General features: G+C 49.0%; 16 protein-coding genes and 3 tRNA genes. 2 read left to right on the top strand and 17 right to left on the bottom strand.

Features of this window, described 5'->3' with window-relative positions:
• Position 1: 1 nt before the first annotated feature.
• The 12 genes from ACLGLO_RS04785 to ACLGLO_RS04730 form a co-directional block, all read right to left on the bottom strand.
• Positions 2 to 3,436: a DNA-directed RNA polymerase subunit B gene (locus tag ACLGLO_RS04785; RefSeq protein WP_492127782.1), complete on the bottom strand. Its 3,435-nt coding sequence runs from the start codon at positions 3,434 to 3,436 to the stop codon at positions 2 to 4.
• On the bottom strand, positions 3,436 to 3,681 hold the full coding sequence (locus tag ACLGLO_RS04780) for a DNA-directed RNA polymerase subunit H (protein ID WP_492127781.1): 246 nt from the start codon (positions 3,679 to 3,681) through the stop codon (positions 3,436 to 3,438). The genes ACLGLO_RS04785 and ACLGLO_RS04780 overlap by 1 nt, the downstream gene beginning before the upstream one ends.
• 150 nt (positions 3,682 to 3,831) lie before the next feature.
• A tRNA-Ser gene (locus ACLGLO_RS04775) sits at positions 3,832 to 3,958 on the bottom strand.
• A 201-nt stretch (positions 3,959 to 4,159) separates the two neighbouring features.
• Complete coding sequence (locus tag ACLGLO_RS04770) at positions 4,160 to 4,480, bottom strand: Zn-ribbon domain-containing OB-fold protein (RefSeq protein WP_492127780.1); 321 nt, start codon at positions 4,478 to 4,480, stop codon at positions 4,160 to 4,162.
• 1 nt (position 4,481) lies between these two features.
• The gene (locus ACLGLO_RS04765; protein ID WP_492127779.1) at positions 4,482 to 5,651 is read right to left on the bottom strand and encodes a thiolase C-terminal domain-containing protein; all 1,170 of its coding nucleotides are present in this window, start codon (positions 5,649 to 5,651) and stop codon (positions 4,482 to 4,484) included.
• A gap of 219 nt (positions 5,652 to 5,870) precedes the next feature.
• Positions 5,871 to 5,948, bottom strand: a tRNA-Glu gene (locus tag ACLGLO_RS04760).
• A 68-nt stretch (positions 5,949 to 6,016) separates the two neighbouring features.
• Positions 6,017 to 6,089, bottom strand: a tRNA-Ala gene (locus tag ACLGLO_RS04755).
• A 52-nt stretch (positions 6,090 to 6,141) separates the two neighbouring features.
• Positions 6,142 to 6,531 (bottom strand): helical membrane plugin domain-containing protein, encoded by a 390-nt coding sequence (locus ACLGLO_RS04750; RefSeq protein ID WP_492127778.1) that lies wholly within the window; start codon positions 6,529 to 6,531, stop codon positions 6,142 to 6,144.
• Positions 6,525 to 7,709, bottom strand: coding sequence for an NAD(P)/FAD-dependent oxidoreductase (locus ACLGLO_RS04745; protein WP_492127777.1), 1,185 nt, complete (start codon positions 7,707 to 7,709; stop codon positions 6,525 to 6,527). Before ACLGLO_RS04745 ends, ACLGLO_RS04750 begins: the two co-directional genes overlap by 7 nt.
• 35 nt (positions 7,710 to 7,744) lie before the next feature.
• A complete protein-coding gene (locus tag ACLGLO_RS04740; protein WP_492127776.1) occupies positions 7,745 to 7,984 on the bottom strand; it encodes a sulfurtransferase TusA family protein in 240 nt (79 codons plus the stop codon).
• A 27-nt stretch (positions 7,985 to 8,011) separates the two neighbouring features.
• Positions 8,012 to 8,416: a DsrE/DsrF/DrsH-like family protein gene (locus ACLGLO_RS04735; RefSeq protein ID WP_492127775.1), complete on the bottom strand. Its 405-nt coding sequence runs from the start codon at positions 8,414 to 8,416 to the stop codon at positions 8,012 to 8,014.
• A 90-nt stretch (positions 8,417 to 8,506) separates the two neighbouring features.
• Positions 8,507 to 9,283: a hypothetical protein gene (locus ACLGLO_RS04730; RefSeq protein WP_492127774.1), complete on the bottom strand. Its 777-nt coding sequence runs from the start codon at positions 9,281 to 9,283 to the stop codon at positions 8,507 to 8,509.
• 272 nt (positions 9,284 to 9,555) lie between these two features.
• Between ACLGLO_RS04730 and ACLGLO_RS04725 the strand changes: the two genes are divergently transcribed.
• Positions 9,556 to 11,343 (top strand): phosphoenolpyruvate carboxykinase (ATP), encoded by a 1,788-nt coding sequence (locus ACLGLO_RS04725; RefSeq protein ID WP_492127773.1) that lies wholly within the window; start codon positions 9,556 to 9,558, stop codon positions 11,341 to 11,343.
• Here the strand turns inward: ACLGLO_RS04725 and ACLGLO_RS04720 are convergent.
• From ACLGLO_RS04720 to ACLGLO_RS04700, 5 genes are all read right to left on the bottom strand, one after another.
• Positions 11,327 to 12,289 carry a homoserine kinase gene (locus tag ACLGLO_RS04720; protein ID WP_492127772.1) on the bottom strand — a complete coding sequence of 321 codons (963 nt, stop codon included), beginning with the start codon at positions 12,287 to 12,289 and terminating at the stop codon, positions 11,327 to 11,329. The two genes, ACLGLO_RS04725 and ACLGLO_RS04720, sit on opposite strands and share 17 nt — an antisense overlap.
• A gap of 77 nt (positions 12,290 to 12,366) precedes the next feature.
• Positions 12,367 to 13,437, bottom strand: a complete 1,071-nt coding sequence (asd, locus tag ACLGLO_RS04715) for an aspartate-semialdehyde dehydrogenase (RefSeq protein WP_492127771.1) — start codon at positions 13,435 to 13,437, stop codon at positions 12,367 to 12,369.
• A complete protein-coding gene (locus ACLGLO_RS04710; RefSeq protein WP_492127770.1) occupies positions 13,430 to 14,551 on the bottom strand; it encodes an amino acid kinase family protein in 1,122 nt (373 codons plus the stop codon). Before ACLGLO_RS04710 ends, asd begins: the two co-directional genes overlap by 8 nt.
• Positions 14,548 to 15,771, bottom strand: coding sequence for a threonine synthase (thrC, locus tag ACLGLO_RS04705; RefSeq protein ID WP_492127769.1), 1,224 nt, complete (start codon positions 15,769 to 15,771; stop codon positions 14,548 to 14,550). The genes ACLGLO_RS04710 and thrC overlap by 4 nt, the downstream gene beginning before the upstream one ends.
• Before the next feature lie 96 nt (positions 15,772 to 15,867).
• Positions 15,868 to 17,058: a M20 metallopeptidase family protein gene (locus tag ACLGLO_RS04700; RefSeq protein WP_492127768.1), complete on the bottom strand. Its 1,191-nt coding sequence runs from the start codon at positions 17,056 to 17,058 to the stop codon at positions 15,868 to 15,870.
• A gap of 170 nt (positions 17,059 to 17,228) precedes the next feature.
• Here ACLGLO_RS04700 and ACLGLO_RS04695 point away from each other — a divergent pair, with 170 nt between their 5' ends.
• Positions 17,229 to 17,723, top strand: coding sequence for a PaaI family thioesterase (locus ACLGLO_RS04695; protein ID WP_492127767.1), 495 nt, complete (start codon positions 17,229 to 17,231; stop codon positions 17,721 to 17,723).

The following is a 17,723-nucleotide window of genomic DNA, read 5'->3' as shown; positions in this document are numbered from 1 at the left end:
GTCACTCACCCACGAAGTCGCTTATTTTCAAGCGGGGCATTATCCCCATGCTCATCATCTCCTGAAGGAGCAACTTGAATCCGTAGGCCAGCTCCACGGGATGAAGATCTCCTTTATCCCCGTGGATTGGGCATACATAAACCCTCCTGTTCCTGTCATACCATCCTATATGCCCGCACTTGCTGCATACATATACTATCGTTTTATCGCTGCTTTCGAGCAACCTCTCTCTGAGAAGCATAGCAGTTCCGTGTCCTATTAGGACATCTCTCTCCATTTCTCCGAACCTCAAGCCGCCCTCTCTCGCTCTTCCTTCCGTGGGCTGGCGCGTCAGGAGCTGGACTGGACCTCTCGCTCTCGCATGGAATTTATCCGCGACGAGGTGGTGCAGCCTCTGATAGTACACAATGCCTATCATCACCGGTTTCCCTATGACTTCGCCCGTCCTGCCATCATACATGACTTCCCTTCCATCGGGAGAGTACCCCTTCTTCAAAAGCCTGAGCTTTATTTCTTCAACGGGCTCTTTGCTGAAGGGGGTAGCATCCACAAACTTCCCGGTGAGAGCGGCAGTCTTCCCAGCCAGCGTTTCCAGGAGCTGGCCGAGGGTCATTCTCGAGGGAAATGCGTGGGGGTTTATTATTATATCGGGAACAATGCCCTCCTCAGTATAGGGCATATCGTACTGGGGGATGAGCATTCCAATGACTCCCTTTTGTCCATGCCTTGAAGCGAACTTATCACCGATCTCTGGTATCCTGTAGTCCCTCACTCTAACTTTCACTAGCCTGTCTCCTTCCTGCGTCTCGGTCAAGAAGACGCTGTCCACTGTTCCCTTCTCTCCGTATCTGATTGTCACGCTCGTATCCTTCCTCACATTTGCCCCGAATCCCAGCTCCTTGAACTCTTCGAGGAATCTCGGAGGGCTTGTCTTTCCTATAAGGGCCTCCCCGTCCCTCACCTCCACTTCAGGGGAGATTATTCCGTCAGAATCCAGCTTTCTGTAGACTTCCAGCCCTCTGTATCCCTTTACTCCTGATTCGGGGATCTCTATTTTGTCTTCCTGGCCACCGGGATACTTCTTCTCTTCTGTGACGTACAGCCTGAAGAAAGTTGACCTCATGAATCCCCTTTCCACGCTTGATTTGTTGAAGATCAGCGCGTCCTCTATATTGTAGCCTGTGAACGACATTATTGCCACTACAGCGTTCTGCCCTGCGGGTCTCTCATTGTAGCCAATGACCTCGAGAGGCTTCGTCTGGACGAGAGGCCTCTCCGGATAGTGGAGAAGGTGAGCTCTCGAATCTGTTCTCACTGTGAAGTTCGCTGCATAGAGGCCCAGGGCCTGCTTCACCATCGCTGACTGATAAACGTTTCTCGGTGACTGGTTGTGGTCAGCGTAGGGTATGCTGGATGCGGAGGTTCCGAAGATGCCTGGAACCCAAAGTTCCAGGTGGGTGTATTCTTCAGCGTTGCTATTCAGCAGGTCCTGCGAATTGAGAGCTATGTATGCGTTTTCTTCCTCATCAGCATCGAGGTACTCTACTTTTCCCTCCTTTACGAGGTCGCTGAACTTCTTCTCCCCCTTCTTGAGTTGCTCAATATCCCTCTTCGTTATGAGCGGCCTTCCGTTTTTGACTATTATAAGGGGTCTCCTTATCCTCCCGGGATCTGTATTCACGTAGACTTCCTTCACGTTTTCATGGGAAATGTACGCCACGTTGACTTCGTGAGGGAGCTCTCCCCTCCTCCTCAGCTGTCTAATCGATCTTGTAAGCTTCTCTCCATCTTGGACGAACCCTATGAGCTTCCCATTCAATAGAACCTTGGACCACTCCAAATATTTGCTTTCCCCCTTCTCGGAAGCTTCCTCCACGGCTTCCTCTAGCGGGACTATACCCATCTTCATCAAAGCCTGCCTGACCTTCCTCTCATCAACACCGACCGTTATGTACGTCAGGAGGGAGAGGCTTTTCACAAGGCCGCAGTTTGGACCCTCCGGAGTCTCGAATGGGCACATCCTCCCCCACTGAGTCCCGTGAAGATCTCTCGCTTTGAAGAGTGGCTGACTTCTGCTCAGTGGAGATACCACCCTTCGGAGGTGACTCAGCATGCTCATCCAATTCGTTCGGTCGAGGAGCTGGCTGACTCCGGTTTTGCCCCCAACCCAGGTTCCAGTAGCAAGAGCATGCCTTATTTTTTCTGTAAGGACATCAGGCCTGACTATTCCAGTTATCTTGAATCTCCTGTTCCTCACAAGCGATTTCTCTGCTTGATATTTCAAATCTTTCACAAAGCTCTTGAGGGCAGATCTGAAGAGGGTTGCGAGTAGATCGCCCGCCAGCTTCAGCCTCTTGTTTCCGTAGTGATCCCTATCGTCTGGCTGCCTCCAACCCAAGTGAAGCTCAAGAACAGCTGCTGCCATCTGTGCCAAGAAGAATCCTTTGTCTTTTCTGCTGGAAGGAGAAGATCCTAAATGCGGCATGAAGTACTTATCCAAGATCTGCTTAGCCCTTTCAATTCTCACCTCTCTGGACTGTCCTATGGCTACCCTTCCGCCGAGGTAGTCCAGCGCGTCTTCCGTGGTTATAAGCTCCTTCGCAGTCTCTAAGCTTGGGAGAAGAAGCGTTTGAACTTCAGGGTGAAGGCTTACTGCATACACGATGTCCTTGTCAGACTCGAAGCCAAGAGCTCTCATCAGAACTGCAAACGGGATCTTTCCCGGTATGCCTCCAAAGCTGACGCTCATTGTTCCGTCCTTGTGGTAGTCTAGAACGATAGATATTCTGTAGGAACCAGTGCTAGAGATGACTTTTGCACTGTAGAGTATGTTGCTGTTGGGCTTTCCTTCATCCACCAGAATCCTGTTTGTGACCATGTCTTCTTGGGCAACGAGCACTTTTTCACTTCCATTTATTATGAAATATCCACCCGGATCATAGGGATCTTCGTTTATCTTGATGAGCTCTTCCGGAGGGAGAGATGAGATGGGATCCAGCTTGGACTTCACCATAACCGGAAGATCTCCAATGTATACTTTCTCTTTCACGCTCTCTATTCCATTCTCATAGAGTGATATCTCGAGGTACATAGGGGCAGCGTAGGTTATGTTTCTCACTCTAGCTTCAAATGGGGTTACTTCTATCTCTGAACCATCGGCCTCTCTGGAAATCGGCCTCAAAACCTCCAGCTTTCCTAACTTGAACTTCACGTCTTTGATGGAAAGTTCTAATTCGTTCTGCTCATCGATTATCTCCTGAAGCATCTCATCAATGAAGCGGTTGTAGGAATCCAGGTGCTGCCTGGAAAGCCCCTGTTCCTCTATGAACTTTTTTGCGAGAACCCACCTGTTTTCTTCATTGAGAAAAGAAATATCAGCGACCTTTTTAGAAGGCTCTGATGAAGCAGAATAGCTGTCTTCGGAATCCGACGACATCAGCCGATCACCACCAATCTGTAAACAACCGTTTTTCCCGTCAGCTCATCTTCTCTTTCAATTCTGATTAGCTCTCCCGGCTGAGCTCCCAACTCCCTTGCAACTGGATCGCTGGTTCTTATAAGCGGTAGCTGATTTACCGACACTCTCAGTTCTCTCAGTACTTTTGGAACTTCGGATACGGGTATCCTCTCGTGCTTCGGAACGAGAACATGGTCTAGTACACTGAATTTCTTAGGAGACATAACCAACTAACCCCCAATTTCTCCACAAATGCGGATGCTCTTCCATCTAAAGCTCACTAAAACTTTGAGCTATTCATATGCTTCTAAACTAGGTTTTTAAAGATTACCGTCTCCGCGCTACTAGTGTTGAGAAAAGGTTTCAATGAAGAGCGCCGGGGGCGGGATTTGAACCCGCGTGCCCCTCACGGGACAGTAGGTCTCCCTCCGTTTTCTAAGCCGGAAACCTCGAAATCCCTGGTCTCGAGCCTACCGCCTTAGACCGCTCGGCCACCCCGGCCTTTTGTTATTTTTGCAGCACTGGAATTTTAACCTTATTGAAATTGTGGGATGTCATCAACCTATTTGCATAGTTAATGCTTCACCGTACAAATCGACTTATCGATAAGCGACCTTTGCGATTCCGCAGCATTCCTAAACCTTCCTAGCAAGAACAGAAACACTCGTGATTTGGATCAAGGATCAGCAATCCGCGGAAAAATTATGCTTTAGCCGACTGATTCAGCGGCCTGAATACTGTAGTTCCATCCGAATTATCAAGTTCGACCAGCAGTCCAGTCCTCAGCAGCTCAGGCTCTCCCTCATATCTTCCCAGAATTTTCATTCCGTTGTACTCAGCGATACCAATGTAGATTGGAGGAGTGAATCCCTTTGGCGGCACCAGTATAACGGTATATGTTGCAATTCTACCAACAGCTTTCTCTTCAATTTTCTCTCTGAATTTCAGAGATCCGCAGTAGCACCTGAACTTTGGGGGAAAGAACTTTCTTCCGCATTTTTCACATTCATAATATTTGAACAATCTACCACCCCTTTTCGTACACAACAGAATAGGCGTTGTTTCCAAAGCCGCCCATGCTCATGGAGAGAGCGCAATTGACCTCTTTCTTCACCTGCCTAGCGCCCGCCTCTCCGTGCATCTGCAGAGAGATTTCATATGCTTGCGCGACTCCAGTTGCTCCAATGGGATGCCCTTTGGCCTTGAGCCCTCCGCTTGTATTGACGGGCAGGATCCCATCGTACCTGTTCTGAAACTCCATGGCTGCCTTCCAGGACTCCCCTCTCGGATAGAATCCCATGCTTTCCAGCTCGACAAGCTCCAAGATGGTAGCCATATCGTGAAGCTCGATTAAATCGATCTGCTCTCTCGATATGCCCGCCTGCTTCAGAGCTTTATCTGTTGAGTTCTTCACAGCGTTCAACATCAGAAGGTCTTCCCTCTCGTGAACCACATGCGTATCAGTGGCTCCAGCTACAGCTTTCAGGATGATCGGTTTGCTGGTGTAGCTGTAAGCAAGCTCCCTGTTCATCAGCAGGATAGCGGCAGCTCCGTCGCTTATGGGGGTGTAGTCCATCACCCTGAGAGGATCATTCACTATCTTTGAGTTCATGTACTCCTCCAGTGTTATTGGCTTCTGGAAGTGAGCTTTAGGGTTCATGCTGCCATGGAGGTGGTTTTTGATGGCAACGTAGCCGAGCGCCTCTCTCGGCATGGAGTACCTCTCAATGTAGCGTCTTGCCAGCATAGCGGCATAGCTGGGGAGAGTTACCCCATGCTTCCTCTCATATTCGTGTACCAGGCCTGCTATGATGGCTGCATTTTCCTCTGTTGATACGTGAGTCATCTTCTCGCCCCCCACAACTAGCACGCTGTCCGCCTGGCCCGAAGAAACCATGAGCCAGCCAACATAAATCGCCGCCCCACCGCTTCCGCTGGTGTTCTCCACCCTCATGACAGTAGCATTTTCGAGGCCGAGGAGGCCTGCCAGGATGTTTGCCGGGCCCATTATGTTCTCATATCTTCCTGGGCTCATTGCTGAAGCAACAAGAGCATCAATTTTTTCGGGGTTTGCTCTTTCGAAAACTTCCCCTACTGCCTCGAGGTAGAGATCTATGAGTCCTTTACCTTCCCTCTTACCGAATCTGCTCATTCCATATGAAACAATAGCGACCTCTCTCTTGTCTCCAGACATTTGGTAGGCACCTTGAATAAAAGAATAGACGATCCTTTATTATTTTTTCGTCTTTTGATTACTGATTTTTCGATTTATGACTAAATCCTCTCCGCCTGCCCCGCGTATCTTAATTCAGTGAAAGTTTCTCCTTACCGCACTGCTGTTCTTCTCGGCCTGAAGGTTAATGCACCGAACTTTTTCGAAGAATGCTGCTTCCAAGATTCTAAAAAGGATGTTTGGTGCCGCGGCCGGGATTTGAACCCGGGTCACGGGCTCGAGAGGCCCGCATACTTGGCCGGGCTATACTACCGCGGCGCAAAAATCACTTCTAAAAGGAAATTCAGGCTTTATATTCGTTACCGTTCCTAGCTTAATGGGAAAAATGGACCGGCCGGGACTTGAACCCGGGACCTCTCGGGTGCAAACCGAGTGCTCTTCCAGCTGAGCTACCGGCCCTCATCTAAAAATAAAAAACAAATGAGTTTTTATCCTTTATACTCTGGGATAGCTATTTCTCTCCATATGAACCCAGGAGCTTCAGCAGTTTGATTGCCTTAGTGAGGCCCTTCTGCACTTCGGGATCCCCAAGAGCTTTTAGAAGGCCGCTTATCCCGGTCTTTTCTTTTTCTTCTGTTATGAGCACTTCTCCAGCCCTGTCGAGAAAATCAGCATATAGGTCCAGTCTGTCAGCTATTCTCAAAACGCTTGGATTCATCAAATACTTTAACAGGCTGTGGAAAACTTCACTGTCTCCTACAACCCTCAGCAGATCCAGCAGGCCGCTCTTGTTCAGTTCTGTGAGGAGCTCCATCAGACTGGCAACAGCTTCTTCAGTTTCTCTGCTTTCCAGGAGAGAGACCAGTTTCTCCGTCGACTGAGAGCTGTTATCCTCTACCATCCCCTTTCACCCAGGACAGAGGGTTCGGTTGCTTCGAAATAAGCATCGAATATTGGTTCGAATCTCTTCGGGTACCTCAGCGATGGGAAGTACATAGCTACAAATATGTCCTCCATAAGCCTCTTCAGCCTGGAGAATCTCTGCTTGACCGGCTTGTGCTGGTAGTCACTGATAACAAATATAGCTTCATCCTCTGTAATCATGGGGCAGTTTGTTCTTCCGCTGTAGTTCGCGTTCTGCCCAAATACCCTCTTCCACACAGTGAACGCCCCGAGGTGGGCTCCAACGCCGGTTTTCGATGTGGGAGCATTTGTGCAGTCTCCAACAGCAAAGGCGTCATCGTAGTCTAGAATGTTCAGCTTATTTTTGTCCACCTTTATGAACCCGTCTTCATCTTTAGCCTCAGAAGGATCGAACTCTATACTTGGACCTCTGTGGAACGGTATCGCGACGAGGACATCGTATTTGACCTCTTCACCGCTCATGCTGATTACAGCTTTCTTCTCGTTGTCAATGCTATCAATTATGAAGGAGGTTCTGAAGCTTATGTTTCCATACTCCTTCATTTTCTCTTCAACTGTTTTGGCAAGCTCAGCTTCAGTGTATATATGGGGGGAAGGGTAGAGTAGCTCTACCTGAACTTCTCTCCTCTCCTTCAAGAAGTACGATGCTGAGAGGAATGTACCCTTGTGCGGTGCGGGTGGGCATTTTATTATCAGGTCGGGGACGGCTATGACAAATCTTCCGCTCTTCAGATCCCTTACGTTTTTCCACACCTTAGCAGCAGCCTGCGGTGTTGAGTAGTAGTCCCCGAATTTTTCGTAGTTCTCTCTGAGGCCTGGGATCGAATCATAATCCAGCCTTGCTCCAGCTGCCACAACCAAGTAATCATAGCTCAGCTTCCTGTCTTTATCCGTGAGGACAGCCCTGTCCCTGAGATCGACCTTCACCGCCCTTTCGATGTAAAGCTTAACTCTAGGATCCACCAAATCCTTAAGGCTCCTTCTGTACTTCTCAGGCTCATCTCCTCTGAAGGCTATAAATAGGTTAGCCGGCTGGAAGAAGTGATGTGGGGTGTCGGAAATCAGGGTGACCTCCATTTCTGAATCGGCAAGCAGGTTAGCTGCTATAATTCCTCCTGAGCCCCCTCCAATAACCACTGCTCTTTTTTCATCCAAGCTGACCACTCTCTCAAAAAAAGGATATCGTGTTTTTACTTCTTTGCAGTGACCTCGACAACTGCTCTTATGACCCCATTTCCATCCTGCTTGAGCTCGACGAGCTTGTTCCCTGTGCTCTCCACCCACGACTTTATGTCTGGGATAAATCCCTGGTCTGTAGCCAGGATTTCAATGATGTCTCCATTCTTCGCTTCTCTATATGCTCTAGTTAGTTTAGCTATTGGCCCCGGACAGGCCATCCCTCTCGCATCCACTACTTTCTTATCCGCCATGCCAATCCTCCCTCCACGTGCGACATATCAAATGTAAATGACGGTATCGCCTGCTGATTTGGTCAAGAAGAAGGTAGCTCCAACGACATCATCGACTATAGGATCCCAGTCCTCCTTCTTAACTCCGAGGGCCTCAGCCGTCATTGAGCATCCATATACCTTCACATCTCCGATCTCCTTAGCACTTTTAATCATATCATACCAGCTCGGCGCATTGAGCTTTTGCATGCCTTCAAACATCTTCTTAGCAAAATCAGCGAATTCGGAGGAAGGCCTCAGTTCTGGTTTTTTCTTCGTGAAGTACGGAACAGCTAATCCAGTTACAAAAATCTTCACGGGTATTCCCAAGCTTGCTGCTGTTTGAGTTAACACCCCCAGAGAAATGAAATTTTCTGCTTGCCCTCTGGCTATTATAATTGAGAGGCCTGGCATTTTTTCCACCATTTTTGAAAACTTTTGTAATAATAATAAAAACACTGTATATATTTATAATTAAAAATTTTAAAAATATCACATGTTTGGTTATTCAAAAAGAATTTCTAATATGTTGCCTTCCGAAGAAAACACTTTCTTACTAACCAGCTGTACTCCATATTTCTTGGAAATATAGGCCCTCAACTCTTTGAAAATTAATTCTGGAACACATCCGGCAACACCCTCATTGAGCATTGGATGGATGAAGATTTTCACTCGAATGCCAAAGGGCTCCCCGTTCAGCATAAGTGTATCAATAGACATTATTCTCATGATCCCGCTTCTCTCGAGATCATCTATAAGGTCGCTCAGAGAGAGATGCTCCCAGTCCCTTTCCTTTTGGGAACTCGGTTTCTCCTCATCGCACGAATCTCCGATTTTTTCTGCAATCTTCAAAGACAGAGGTTCATTTGTCAGAGAATGGAACAAAATCAAGTGAAAAACATCCTTCTCTGACTTCAAGATCACAGCCTTCTGAACAGAGCACTCCTCCTCTATAGAAGCCAAGAGGGTTTCCATGCTGTATCCTGGCTTTGTCTTCAGGGAGATAACCGCTAGAAGCGAGTTCCCTTCCTGCGGGAAAACCCATAGCAACTGCTCGTCCTTAGGAAAATTGGTTATTTTCTCCAACATGCACGGAATGCTGCTCAGATTAACCTTAGCGAGGAGCCACTTCCTTCTTTCAGACAGCAACCTCACTTTGCTAGAACGGCTCTCAGGCGAAAAGAATGGCGCTAAGATGAAATCTTCGCTTCTACTTCCTTCGTAATGCAATATGGGGATTTTTCCTAAGTTTTCTCTCTCTACAATCCCTTCTTCCTCCAACCTGTTCACCCTACACGTGAAGAGGCAAATTAGGACGCTTCAAAATTTTTAGTCTTGTGTCAATAGTCACATTTAGGTACAAATAAGCTCTACTGGAAAATATCTGTGCTTAAGTTCCTCAGCAACATGACGACAATATATGCATACTTTCTCGAACAAGCAAGGTCCCCGAAACTATGTAGCTAAGGCTTCCAAGAAGGCAAGCAGAGAAATTTAAGCTTTTTAATAAAGTATTTAAAAACACTCCACTAATTGAAAATCAGTGTTGCATGATGGCTGGCTTGATTCCTGCTCTCGACGAAATAACCCCGGAAGCTTTTTTGAAATCCTTAAACAATATATTCGAGTTGAAGAGGAAGTCAGGGCTTGTTCCCTATCTTGACAACCCCGAAGACCTTTTGGATAGGGCTAAGTTATACGCAACCCACTTCAAAAACGGATCCTTTGGGTGGGCTTCGAACATCTGGTCTCGCTCCGCCGCCAACACCGTCGTCATCAATGATGACTCTGAGCTGAAGAGAGAACACAAGCTTCTCCTTCTGAGAGTGCTTGAGCACGTTTTAGCTCAGGGACCTATGATAAAGGTCGATGGCACCTACGGTTCTCCGGGAAGCAGGGTTAGAATGAATGTGAGGGTTTTCGTAGATCCACAGTTCCCAGACCTCGCCTACAGATGGAGGCAGCTCGTGTTTCCCCCTGATGAGGGCAAAGAACCAGATGCCACCCTCATAGTGGTTCCTCATTATCTAGGAAATCCGCTCATACCCGGGACGGATAAGCTCATGGCAGTGATAAGATTTCCTCATCACAACTTCACGGTGATAACACTATCTTCCTACCAGGGCGAGATAAAGAAGGGTGCTCTGTGCCACTGGATATTTCATGCGTACAAAGTGGGATGCACCGGGGAGCATGCTGCATTGAGAGAGTTCTCAGTTAAAACAGTAGACGGAAATTGGAGGAGGGTTGTTCTGGCTATATGGGGGCTGACTGGAAGCGGTAAGTCCACACATGGATTCTATGTCTGGACCGAGAGGAATGCTATCATCTACAAGAAGATGTTTGGAATAGATCCGCTCGAATATGTAAAGGACCAGGAGATAAAGAACGATGACATAGTTGCAATATGCTACGACAGAGTTTACGGCTCTGAGCTGGGGGCCTGGACCAAAACAGAGGACCTGACGCCTGACCTTGAAGCAATGTGGAGAGGGGCCATGAGCCCGAGGGCTCTCCACGAAAACACCGAGTTCGATGAGAGCGGCAACCCTAGCTTTGAGGGAAAGCTGTTTCAGTACTTCGGCTCTCCCAACAGGAACGCGAGATCGGTTCTGTATTTGGAGGATACAGGCTACTTCAGGGGAAGCGTTGACAGCAGCGGAAGGCTCAACGCAGCAGTCTTCCTCTCCCCAGGATACTTCACTGATTATGCCTGGGTGAAGATAACTGACCCTGCCTTTGCTGCAAAGGTTCTAGCAGACGGAAGGACTGTGGGGCACGCTGCCCAAGCAAAGGAGCTTGTGGGAAAAGTAAGATTTGTACCCAGATTTACGGAGTTCACCATTGGAGTCAAAGACGATGTCCATGTCGTGAGGTTCTACGAGTTCCTCAAGAAGTGGAAGGAAGAAGGGCATGAGGTCAATATATATCAGTGGAACACAACAGGCAGGATCGTAGCGAAGTACAGGTGGGTCGAGAAGAAGCTCGGAGATAAGACGATAATGGCTCCCGAGCCAATTCTTCAGGAAGTCAACGGGATACTGAAGCCCGTCGGAGGAGAGAGGCCGCTCATCGAAGAGACTGAATTCTTCTTGCTTCAGGCAGAAAGAGGGGCTGTGGAGTGGGCCCCCCACCCTGTTTGGGGAGAGAAGGTCCTGATTCCGAAGAGAATACCCGGAATAAGCGAAGAGAGGCTTAAGCAGCTCAGCCCCACCAGCTATCTTACAATGGATGAATTCAAAGAGCTCCTCAAAGCCCAGCTCGAGGAAAGCAAGTACAACCTCCACAAACTTGGATTGAAGCTGCCAGATGAAATAATGAACGCTATGGATTTCGAGTGAGCTTCTCAGATGAAGCACCGGTTGTCGAGGGGGGCGAAGTGAAGAATCTTGCCGGGATCCCCCTTTCTTCCAGAAACCCGGCCAGCAACTTCCCTATTTTCTCTCCATTCTTCCTTGAATCGGTTACGGCGAAAACGGAAGGGCCCGCTCCGGAGATGTTGAAGCCTAAGGCTCCATTGTTCAGAGCTTCTCTCTTCATCTCCTCATAGAACGGAATCATCTTTTTTCTGTAGGGCTCTGCTATAAAATCTGTGCTTACTGCCTCTCCGAACATTTCAATGTCTTTCAAAAATAGAGAAGCGATGAGCTTGCCAAGGGCTGAGCTCTGCTTCACGCTGTCCTCCAATTCAATTCTCTTCGGTATCAAGCTTCTTGCTTCCTTTGTTTTTCCTTCCTTCCCCTTCATCGATGCTGGCATTACCACAGTAAAGAAAACGTTGGCAGGAGAAGGCAGCTTTATGAAGCTCAGCCTGCTGTAGTCCGTCAGCACAAACCCTCCCAAATAGCTCGATGAAACGTTATCGTAATGAAGTGCGCCGGCTGCATACAGTTCTCCGCAGGCAGAAACGAGGATAGATTCTCTCTGAGGAATGCTGATCCCAAGAGCTGACTTCAGCGATTCAAGCAGTGCGACCGAAGATGAGGCTGAACTTCCCAGTCCCATGGATACAGGCACCCCCTTCTTCAGGAGGATCCTTACATCCAAATTGCTGAGCAGCCCGCAGCTCCGAAGTATTTCTTCGGCCATCGGGTAGACCAGGTTCTTCCTTCCTATCGGAGCTTCCTCCCCCTCTACATTGAGCTCAATTTCTCCCCTTCCCTTTCTCAGCTCAAGAGTGAGAGAGTCCCGAGGAAGCTCGAGGGCCACACCTATCACGTCAAATCCTGCACCAAGGTTCGCTATCGATGCTGGACTTTCAGCTTTGACTGCAACTTCCTCGATCAACTTGATTCCCCTGCATTGCTCAATAAGCGCATCATAATGGGGGCATCTTGTCTGAAAAATACCAGTGGATGAGCTTTCTACCACTCGATCTCCCCCCTCCTGCTGAGCTCAACGAATAGCTCTCCAATGAGCACTCCCGTCCCTGCTGCCCCCCTCACTATGTTGTCCCCGAGGACGACATACCTCAAAGCATTTCCCTCCGAGCTTAGCCTGATCCTACCAACGGAAACGGACATACCTCCGCCTGCTTCTCTATCAAGCCTCGGCTGAGGGCGGTCCTGCTCCTTTCTTACAACTATCGGTTCCTTCGGTGCTGTTGGGAGGGAGAAAGAAGCTATCTTGTTCCATGAGTTGCTCTTCATAGCGGTAGCTATCTCTTCCTCCGATTCTGCCTTTTCGGAGAGTTCAACGTAAACAGATTCTGTGTGGCCGAAGAGAACTGGAACCCTTGTAGTGGTGGCATTCACCTCGAAATCAGCCAACTTGATTCCGGAAGCATCGATTCTTCCAAGAATCTTTCTGGGCTCGCTCTCCACCTTATCCTCTTCACCCTGGATGAACGGTATGAGGTTGTCAACTATGAACATTGAGGAGACTCCTGTGATGCCTGCTCCGCTGAGAGCCTGCATGGTGGTGACAACAACTTTCCTTATTCCAAAGCTGACCGCTATAGGCATTAGCGAGAGGGTCAGAATTGCTGAGGTGCAGTTCGGCACCTTCACGATTTTCCCCTTCTTCTTGTCCTGCCTGTTCAGAATGAGCATGTGGTCGGCATTTACTTCGGGATTCAGAAGCGGTATTGAGGGATCCATCCTCCAGTTGCTCGAATTGGAAACTACAACCTTCCCCATTTCCAGCAGCTTAGCTTCAACGCTCTCTGCCTCTTCTGAAGGAAGGGCTGTAAAGGCAAAATCGAAGTCTTGATGCTTCAGCAGCTCATCGTTGGTTATCAGCCTCTCATCCGCAACTTCTTGAGGGATACTCTCTCTCAGAAGCCAAGCAGTTGCATCCGCATATTTCTTTCCAGCGCTCCTTTCTGAAGATGTCAGATAAGCTATTTCAAACATGCTGTGGCGGGAAAGGAGGGAGACGAACTTCTGTCCAACCAAGCCGGTAGAACCCAAGATAGCAACTCTGTATCTATCCATTCAGGGCACCCCAGATGATTTTATCATGAATGCGGTTGATAGCATCAAAAAATACTGGAGATTTTCTCAGCCTGATGGAAAGGAGATGGTGGGTGAACATCTCCACGGAGTGCGGGAGTTGCAGAGAGCGAAGCTCTTCTGAAATCAGCTCCACAGCAAGAGGAGCTCCATTCCTGCCTATCGCGATAATTTCAGCGTCTGCTGAACCGTTTTTGAGTGCCAAGATCTTTATGCCGTCACCGGAGCATCCTTCTCTTCTGCAGATTTCGGTCCCCCTGCCCTCCGGAGAAGTGATGAACAATTTCCGCGGATAGGGGGAAACTTCAAGGGGCTCCAGGGTTTTGGGATGCAGCCTCTTCACTCCATAGATAGATGCCAGCTTGGCCTCACTGATATCCAGCGCTTTCACAATTCTTGGATTTTTGAAAAGCTTCGGATCGCCGCTCATTATGCCTTCGGTTTCGGTGATCAGGTGAGCCTCTTGAGCTGAAAGAAGAGCTGCGACTGCCGTTGCGGTGTAATCGGATCCTCCTCTCCCAAGAGTTACAATCCTACCATCGGAAAGCGATGCTATGAAGCCCTCCATTATAAAAACAGCAGCGCTTCCTCCGATGCTGCTAAAGGCCTCTGCTAGCCTTCTCTGCGAAGCTTCGTAGTCTATTACCAAATCGCCATCCCTGTAGGAAGCGATTAATGCTCTCAGGGCATCTATACGCCTGCTCTCTATTCCAACTGCCCTGAATGCACCTTCGAGCAGAACTGCGCTGAGCCTCTCTCCAAATGACAGGATCTCGTGGTAGCATCTATCAGAACTGCTGCAGTCGCGCAGAGCAGATCTGAGCTGATGGAGCAGCATGGCGATTTTTTCCTGTGTTGCTCTATCTCCAATTTCTTCTGCGGCTTTCAGATGTTTGCTCTCAATTTCGCCGATCGCATCGCCAACTCCATTGACAATCGATATGAGCTCATCGGTCACACCCCTTGCAGCGCTGACTACTAGGAAAACTCTTTCACTGCTGTTCCGCAGAAACCTCTCTTCTATTATTGAAGCGATGTTGATGTAGTCTCTCCCAGATGAGAGGAGAGATCCTCCAATTTTAACAACCCTGCTCATGCGGATTGCTTCTCACCTCCTCCGACCATCTGCTGCTCAGGGCTGCTCTCGACCTCTTCCCTTATGAGCGGGAACCTGATTGGGAGGACTTCTGCCTCCTTCAGGGCGCTCCCCGTACCGATCAGCACCGCAGTTTCTCCCCTTTCGACAATTTTATTTTCCACTGCCTTGATCAAACCAGCTAGAGCCGCTGCGGAGGCGCTCTCGACTCCGACCCCCTCCTTTCTCGCAAGCAACACCTGTGAATTCAGTATCTCTGCATCGCTGACCTTAACCGATGAGCCTCCTGACTCTCTCACTGCCGAGATGGCCCTTTCCCAGTGCACCGGCCTCCCTATGGAAATCGCTGAGGCAAGAGTTCTAGGCTCTTCAACTTCTCTGAACTCTCCGCTTTCAATGGCATCTGCGATTGGAGACGCCCCTTCAGCCTGGATCGCTAAGAGCCTGGGCAATCTGTCGATCATGCCAAGCATTTTCAGCTCCTTCATTCCCTTCCAAATGGAATAGATGTTTCCGCCGTTCCCCACTGGGACAGCGATCCAGTCTGGAACTCCGTATTCTTCAAATATTTCGAAAGCAACTGTCTTCTGGCCTTCTATCCGCCATGGATTCACGGAATTCAGCAAATACGAGCTTCCATCTTTCTCTATAATGCTCAACACCTTCTCAATCGCATCATCGAAGCTACCCTTGACTTCGAGGACCCTGGCGCCGTAGAGGGCCAACTGAGAGACTTTGCCTCCTGCCACTCTCCCCTTCGGGATGACGACGAAAGGTTCCATCCCGCTTCTTCGAGCATAAGCAGACATGCTAGCTGCTGTGTTCCCAGTTGAAGCGCAGACTGCCTTTTTAACACCGATCAGCTTTCCAAAGGAAATCGCGACGGTCATTCCCCTGTCTTTAAAGCTTCCGGTCGGATTCGAGCCCTCCAATTTCAAGAAAAGACTCCGGAGGCCCGCTTCCTTCCCGAGGACCTTCAGCCTTACAAGTGGGGTGGATCCCTCTCCCATTGTGATGATGGGGGCTTTTGGAGGCAGGGGGATGAGCTTTCTATACCTCCAAACTCCTCTTCTTCTGGTGAGAAATATGCCCGAGGTATCGGTTCTCTTGAGCTCGAGATGAAGAAGCCCTCCGCACTCGCATCTGTATCTTCTTTCAAAAACAGAGTATCTCTTGCCACATTTATCGCACACTAGAGCGTTTGGCTCACACCGCCTCACCGAGTCTAATAATGCTGTCAGAAAGGGAATTTAAGCGGTTCTGCTTAACAATCCACCGAACTATGAAAAAAGCAATAATTTATAATAAACAATTGTTCACCTGCTTTTGAACCAAAGGTCGCTGTGATTAAGCGCCAGAGATGAGAGAAGGGCTGAACCCACGTACAGAACATCTTCATCGACGTCGAACATGGGGCTGTGGTGGGGATAGTTTGTCCCCTTCGCTGGATTGCCAGTTCCCAATAGGATGAAAGCCCCAGGCACCTTTTCTAAATAGTAAGAGAAATCCTCTCCGCCCATGCTGGGTTTGGGAACCGCAATGCTGTCTTCACCGAATAATGATGCTGCTACCTTCTTGGCTATCTCCACTGCCTTAGGGTGGTTCACCGTTGGAGGGGTTACATCTCTCAGCACAACTTCCGCTTCGGCACCGAATGCTCTTGCTACATTCTTCGCTATTTCTTCGATCCTCCTCTTGACGAGCTCTCTTGTTTCTTTTTTCAGAGTCCTGTAAGTGCCCTTCAATGCCACTGCCTCTGGTATTACATTGAATGCGCTTCCTCCTTGTATGGAACCGATGGTGACGACAGCAGCATCGAAGGGATCTATGTTTCTGCTCACAATGCTCTGCAGGGAGAGAACAACAGCCGATGACGCCACTACTGGATCTACAGTCTGTTCTGGATGTGCTCCGTGGCCACCCTTCCCCTTCACCTTGATCTCGATCTCTCCCGTTGCTGCCAGGATTGGCCCGTCTCTGAGGCCTATCTTTCCCGAAGGGAGGTCGCTCCAGACATGAATTCCGTAGATAACATCGATGTCTGGATCCTCCAAAGCACCTTCTTCAATCATCTTCAGGGCGCCGTTTCCTCCCTCCTCGGCCGGCTGAAATATGAGCCTGACAGTCGATGCGAGATCATCCTTGAGGAAGGATATTATCTTCGCCGCTCCCAGAAGCATGGCCGTGTGCGCATCGTGTCCGCAGGCATGCATCTTCCCGGGCACTCTGGATCTGTACTCCCTTCCCTCAACTTCCTCTATGGGTAGCGCATCCATATCAGCTCTGAGCGCAACAGCCCCGGATCCCTTTCCCCTCATCGTAGCTATGACGCCGGTTCCTTCGCTTCCCAGCTTGACTTCGTAGCCCCACTCTTCGAGCAGTCCCTTGACTATTGCCGAAGTCCTCCTCTCTTCGTAAGCGAGCTCCGGGTGCATGTGAAAGTCCCTTCTCCAAGATATTATCTCTCCGCTCAGCTCCTTGGCAAGCTGAAGCACTCTCGAATTCATTTGCATCTCCTCCTCCATTGTTTCTTCCCCTTCAACTATTAAAATCGATTCAGCGAGATAAATTCGATTTTCATGAAAGCTCTATTTGGGAATGAGGAAACTCCGTATTGAAAATTACTGGGAAGGGAGAAACCTTTTAATCCTGAAAGCTTCAAAAATCCGCGAAGAAAATGCTTCAGAGACCTGAAAGGCAGTCCAAGGTGATGCTCGTGGGCATGTACTCGCAGATAAAACCGATGGTTGAAAGGCTCTCAAGTGAGGGGAAGAGCGAAGTTGAGGCTGTTCACCTCGCATTGAAGGAGTACAACCCTATATACTCCGTTCTGAAGCTGAAGACTGTTGAGCTGGGGAACGGTAGGGCTGTAGTTGAATTTCCGTTCCTCAAGGAGTTCGTTAATCCCAACGGAACACTTCATGGAGGCATTATAGCTGCCGTTATAGATCAGGTGGGAGCTATTGCTTCATGGACGTCGCACAGGGGAGAGAACCAAGTAACCCTGGAGCTCAAAATAAACTACCTCAGGCCTGTGACCGAGGATGAAGCTCCATTTAGGGCTGTGGGGGAAGTCATCAAATCGGGAAGGAGCACCGTTGTGACGGAAATTAAGATATATGGGAGTTCAGGGAGCATTCTCGCAGTTGGCTTGGGGACATGGTTCAAGTGA

It is taken from the genome of Fervidicoccus sp. SLHALR4 (genome assembly GCF_058692745.1).
Note: the sequence above shows the minus strand (reverse complement) of the source record. Positions and strands in the feature narration are given on the sequence as shown.

Bases quoted from the DNA above. Each gene is read 5' to 3' on its own strand.
- ACLGLO_RS04725 (WP_492127773.1), top strand. From the start codon at position 9,556: ATGGCTGGCTTGATTCCTGCTCTCGACGAAATAACCCCGGAAGCTTTT.
- asd (WP_492127771.1), bottom strand. From the start codon at position 13,437: ATGGATAGATACAGAGTTGCTATCTTGGGTTCTACCGGCTTGGTTGGA.
- ACLGLO_RS04785 (WP_492127782.1), bottom strand. From the start codon at position 3,436: ATGTCGTCGGATTCCGAAGACAGCTATTCTGCTTCATCAGAGCCTTCT.
- ACLGLO_RS04695 (WP_492127767.1), top strand. From the start codon at position 17,229: ATGCTTCAGAGACCTGAAAGGCAGTCCAAGGTGATGCTCGTGGGCATG.
- ACLGLO_RS04710 (WP_492127770.1), bottom strand. From the start codon at position 14,551: ATGAGCAGGGTTGTTAAAATTGGAGGATCTCTCCTCTCATCTGGGAGA.
- ACLGLO_RS04765 (WP_492127779.1), bottom strand. From the start codon at position 5,651: ATGTCTGGAGACAAGAGAGAGGTCGCTATTGTTTCATATGGAATGAGC.
- ACLGLO_RS04750 (WP_492127778.1), bottom strand. From the start codon at position 6,531: ATGGTAGAGGATAACAGCTCTCAGTCGACGGAGAAACTGGTCTCTCTC.
- ACLGLO_RS04780 (WP_492127781.1), bottom strand. From the start codon at position 3,681: ATGTCTCCTAAGAAATTCAGTGTACTAGACCATGTTCTCGTTCCGAAG.
- ACLGLO_RS04740 (WP_492127776.1), bottom strand. From the start codon at position 7,984: ATGGCGGATAAGAAAGTAGTGGATGCGAGAGGGATGGCCTGTCCGGGG.
- ACLGLO_RS04700 (WP_492127768.1), bottom strand. From the start codon at position 17,058: ATGAATTCGAGAGTGCTTCAGCTTGCCAAGGAGCTGAGCGGAGAGATA.
- ACLGLO_RS04735 (WP_492127775.1), bottom strand. From the start codon at position 8,416: ATGCCAGGCCTCTCAATTATAATAGCCAGAGGGCAAGCAGAAAATTTC.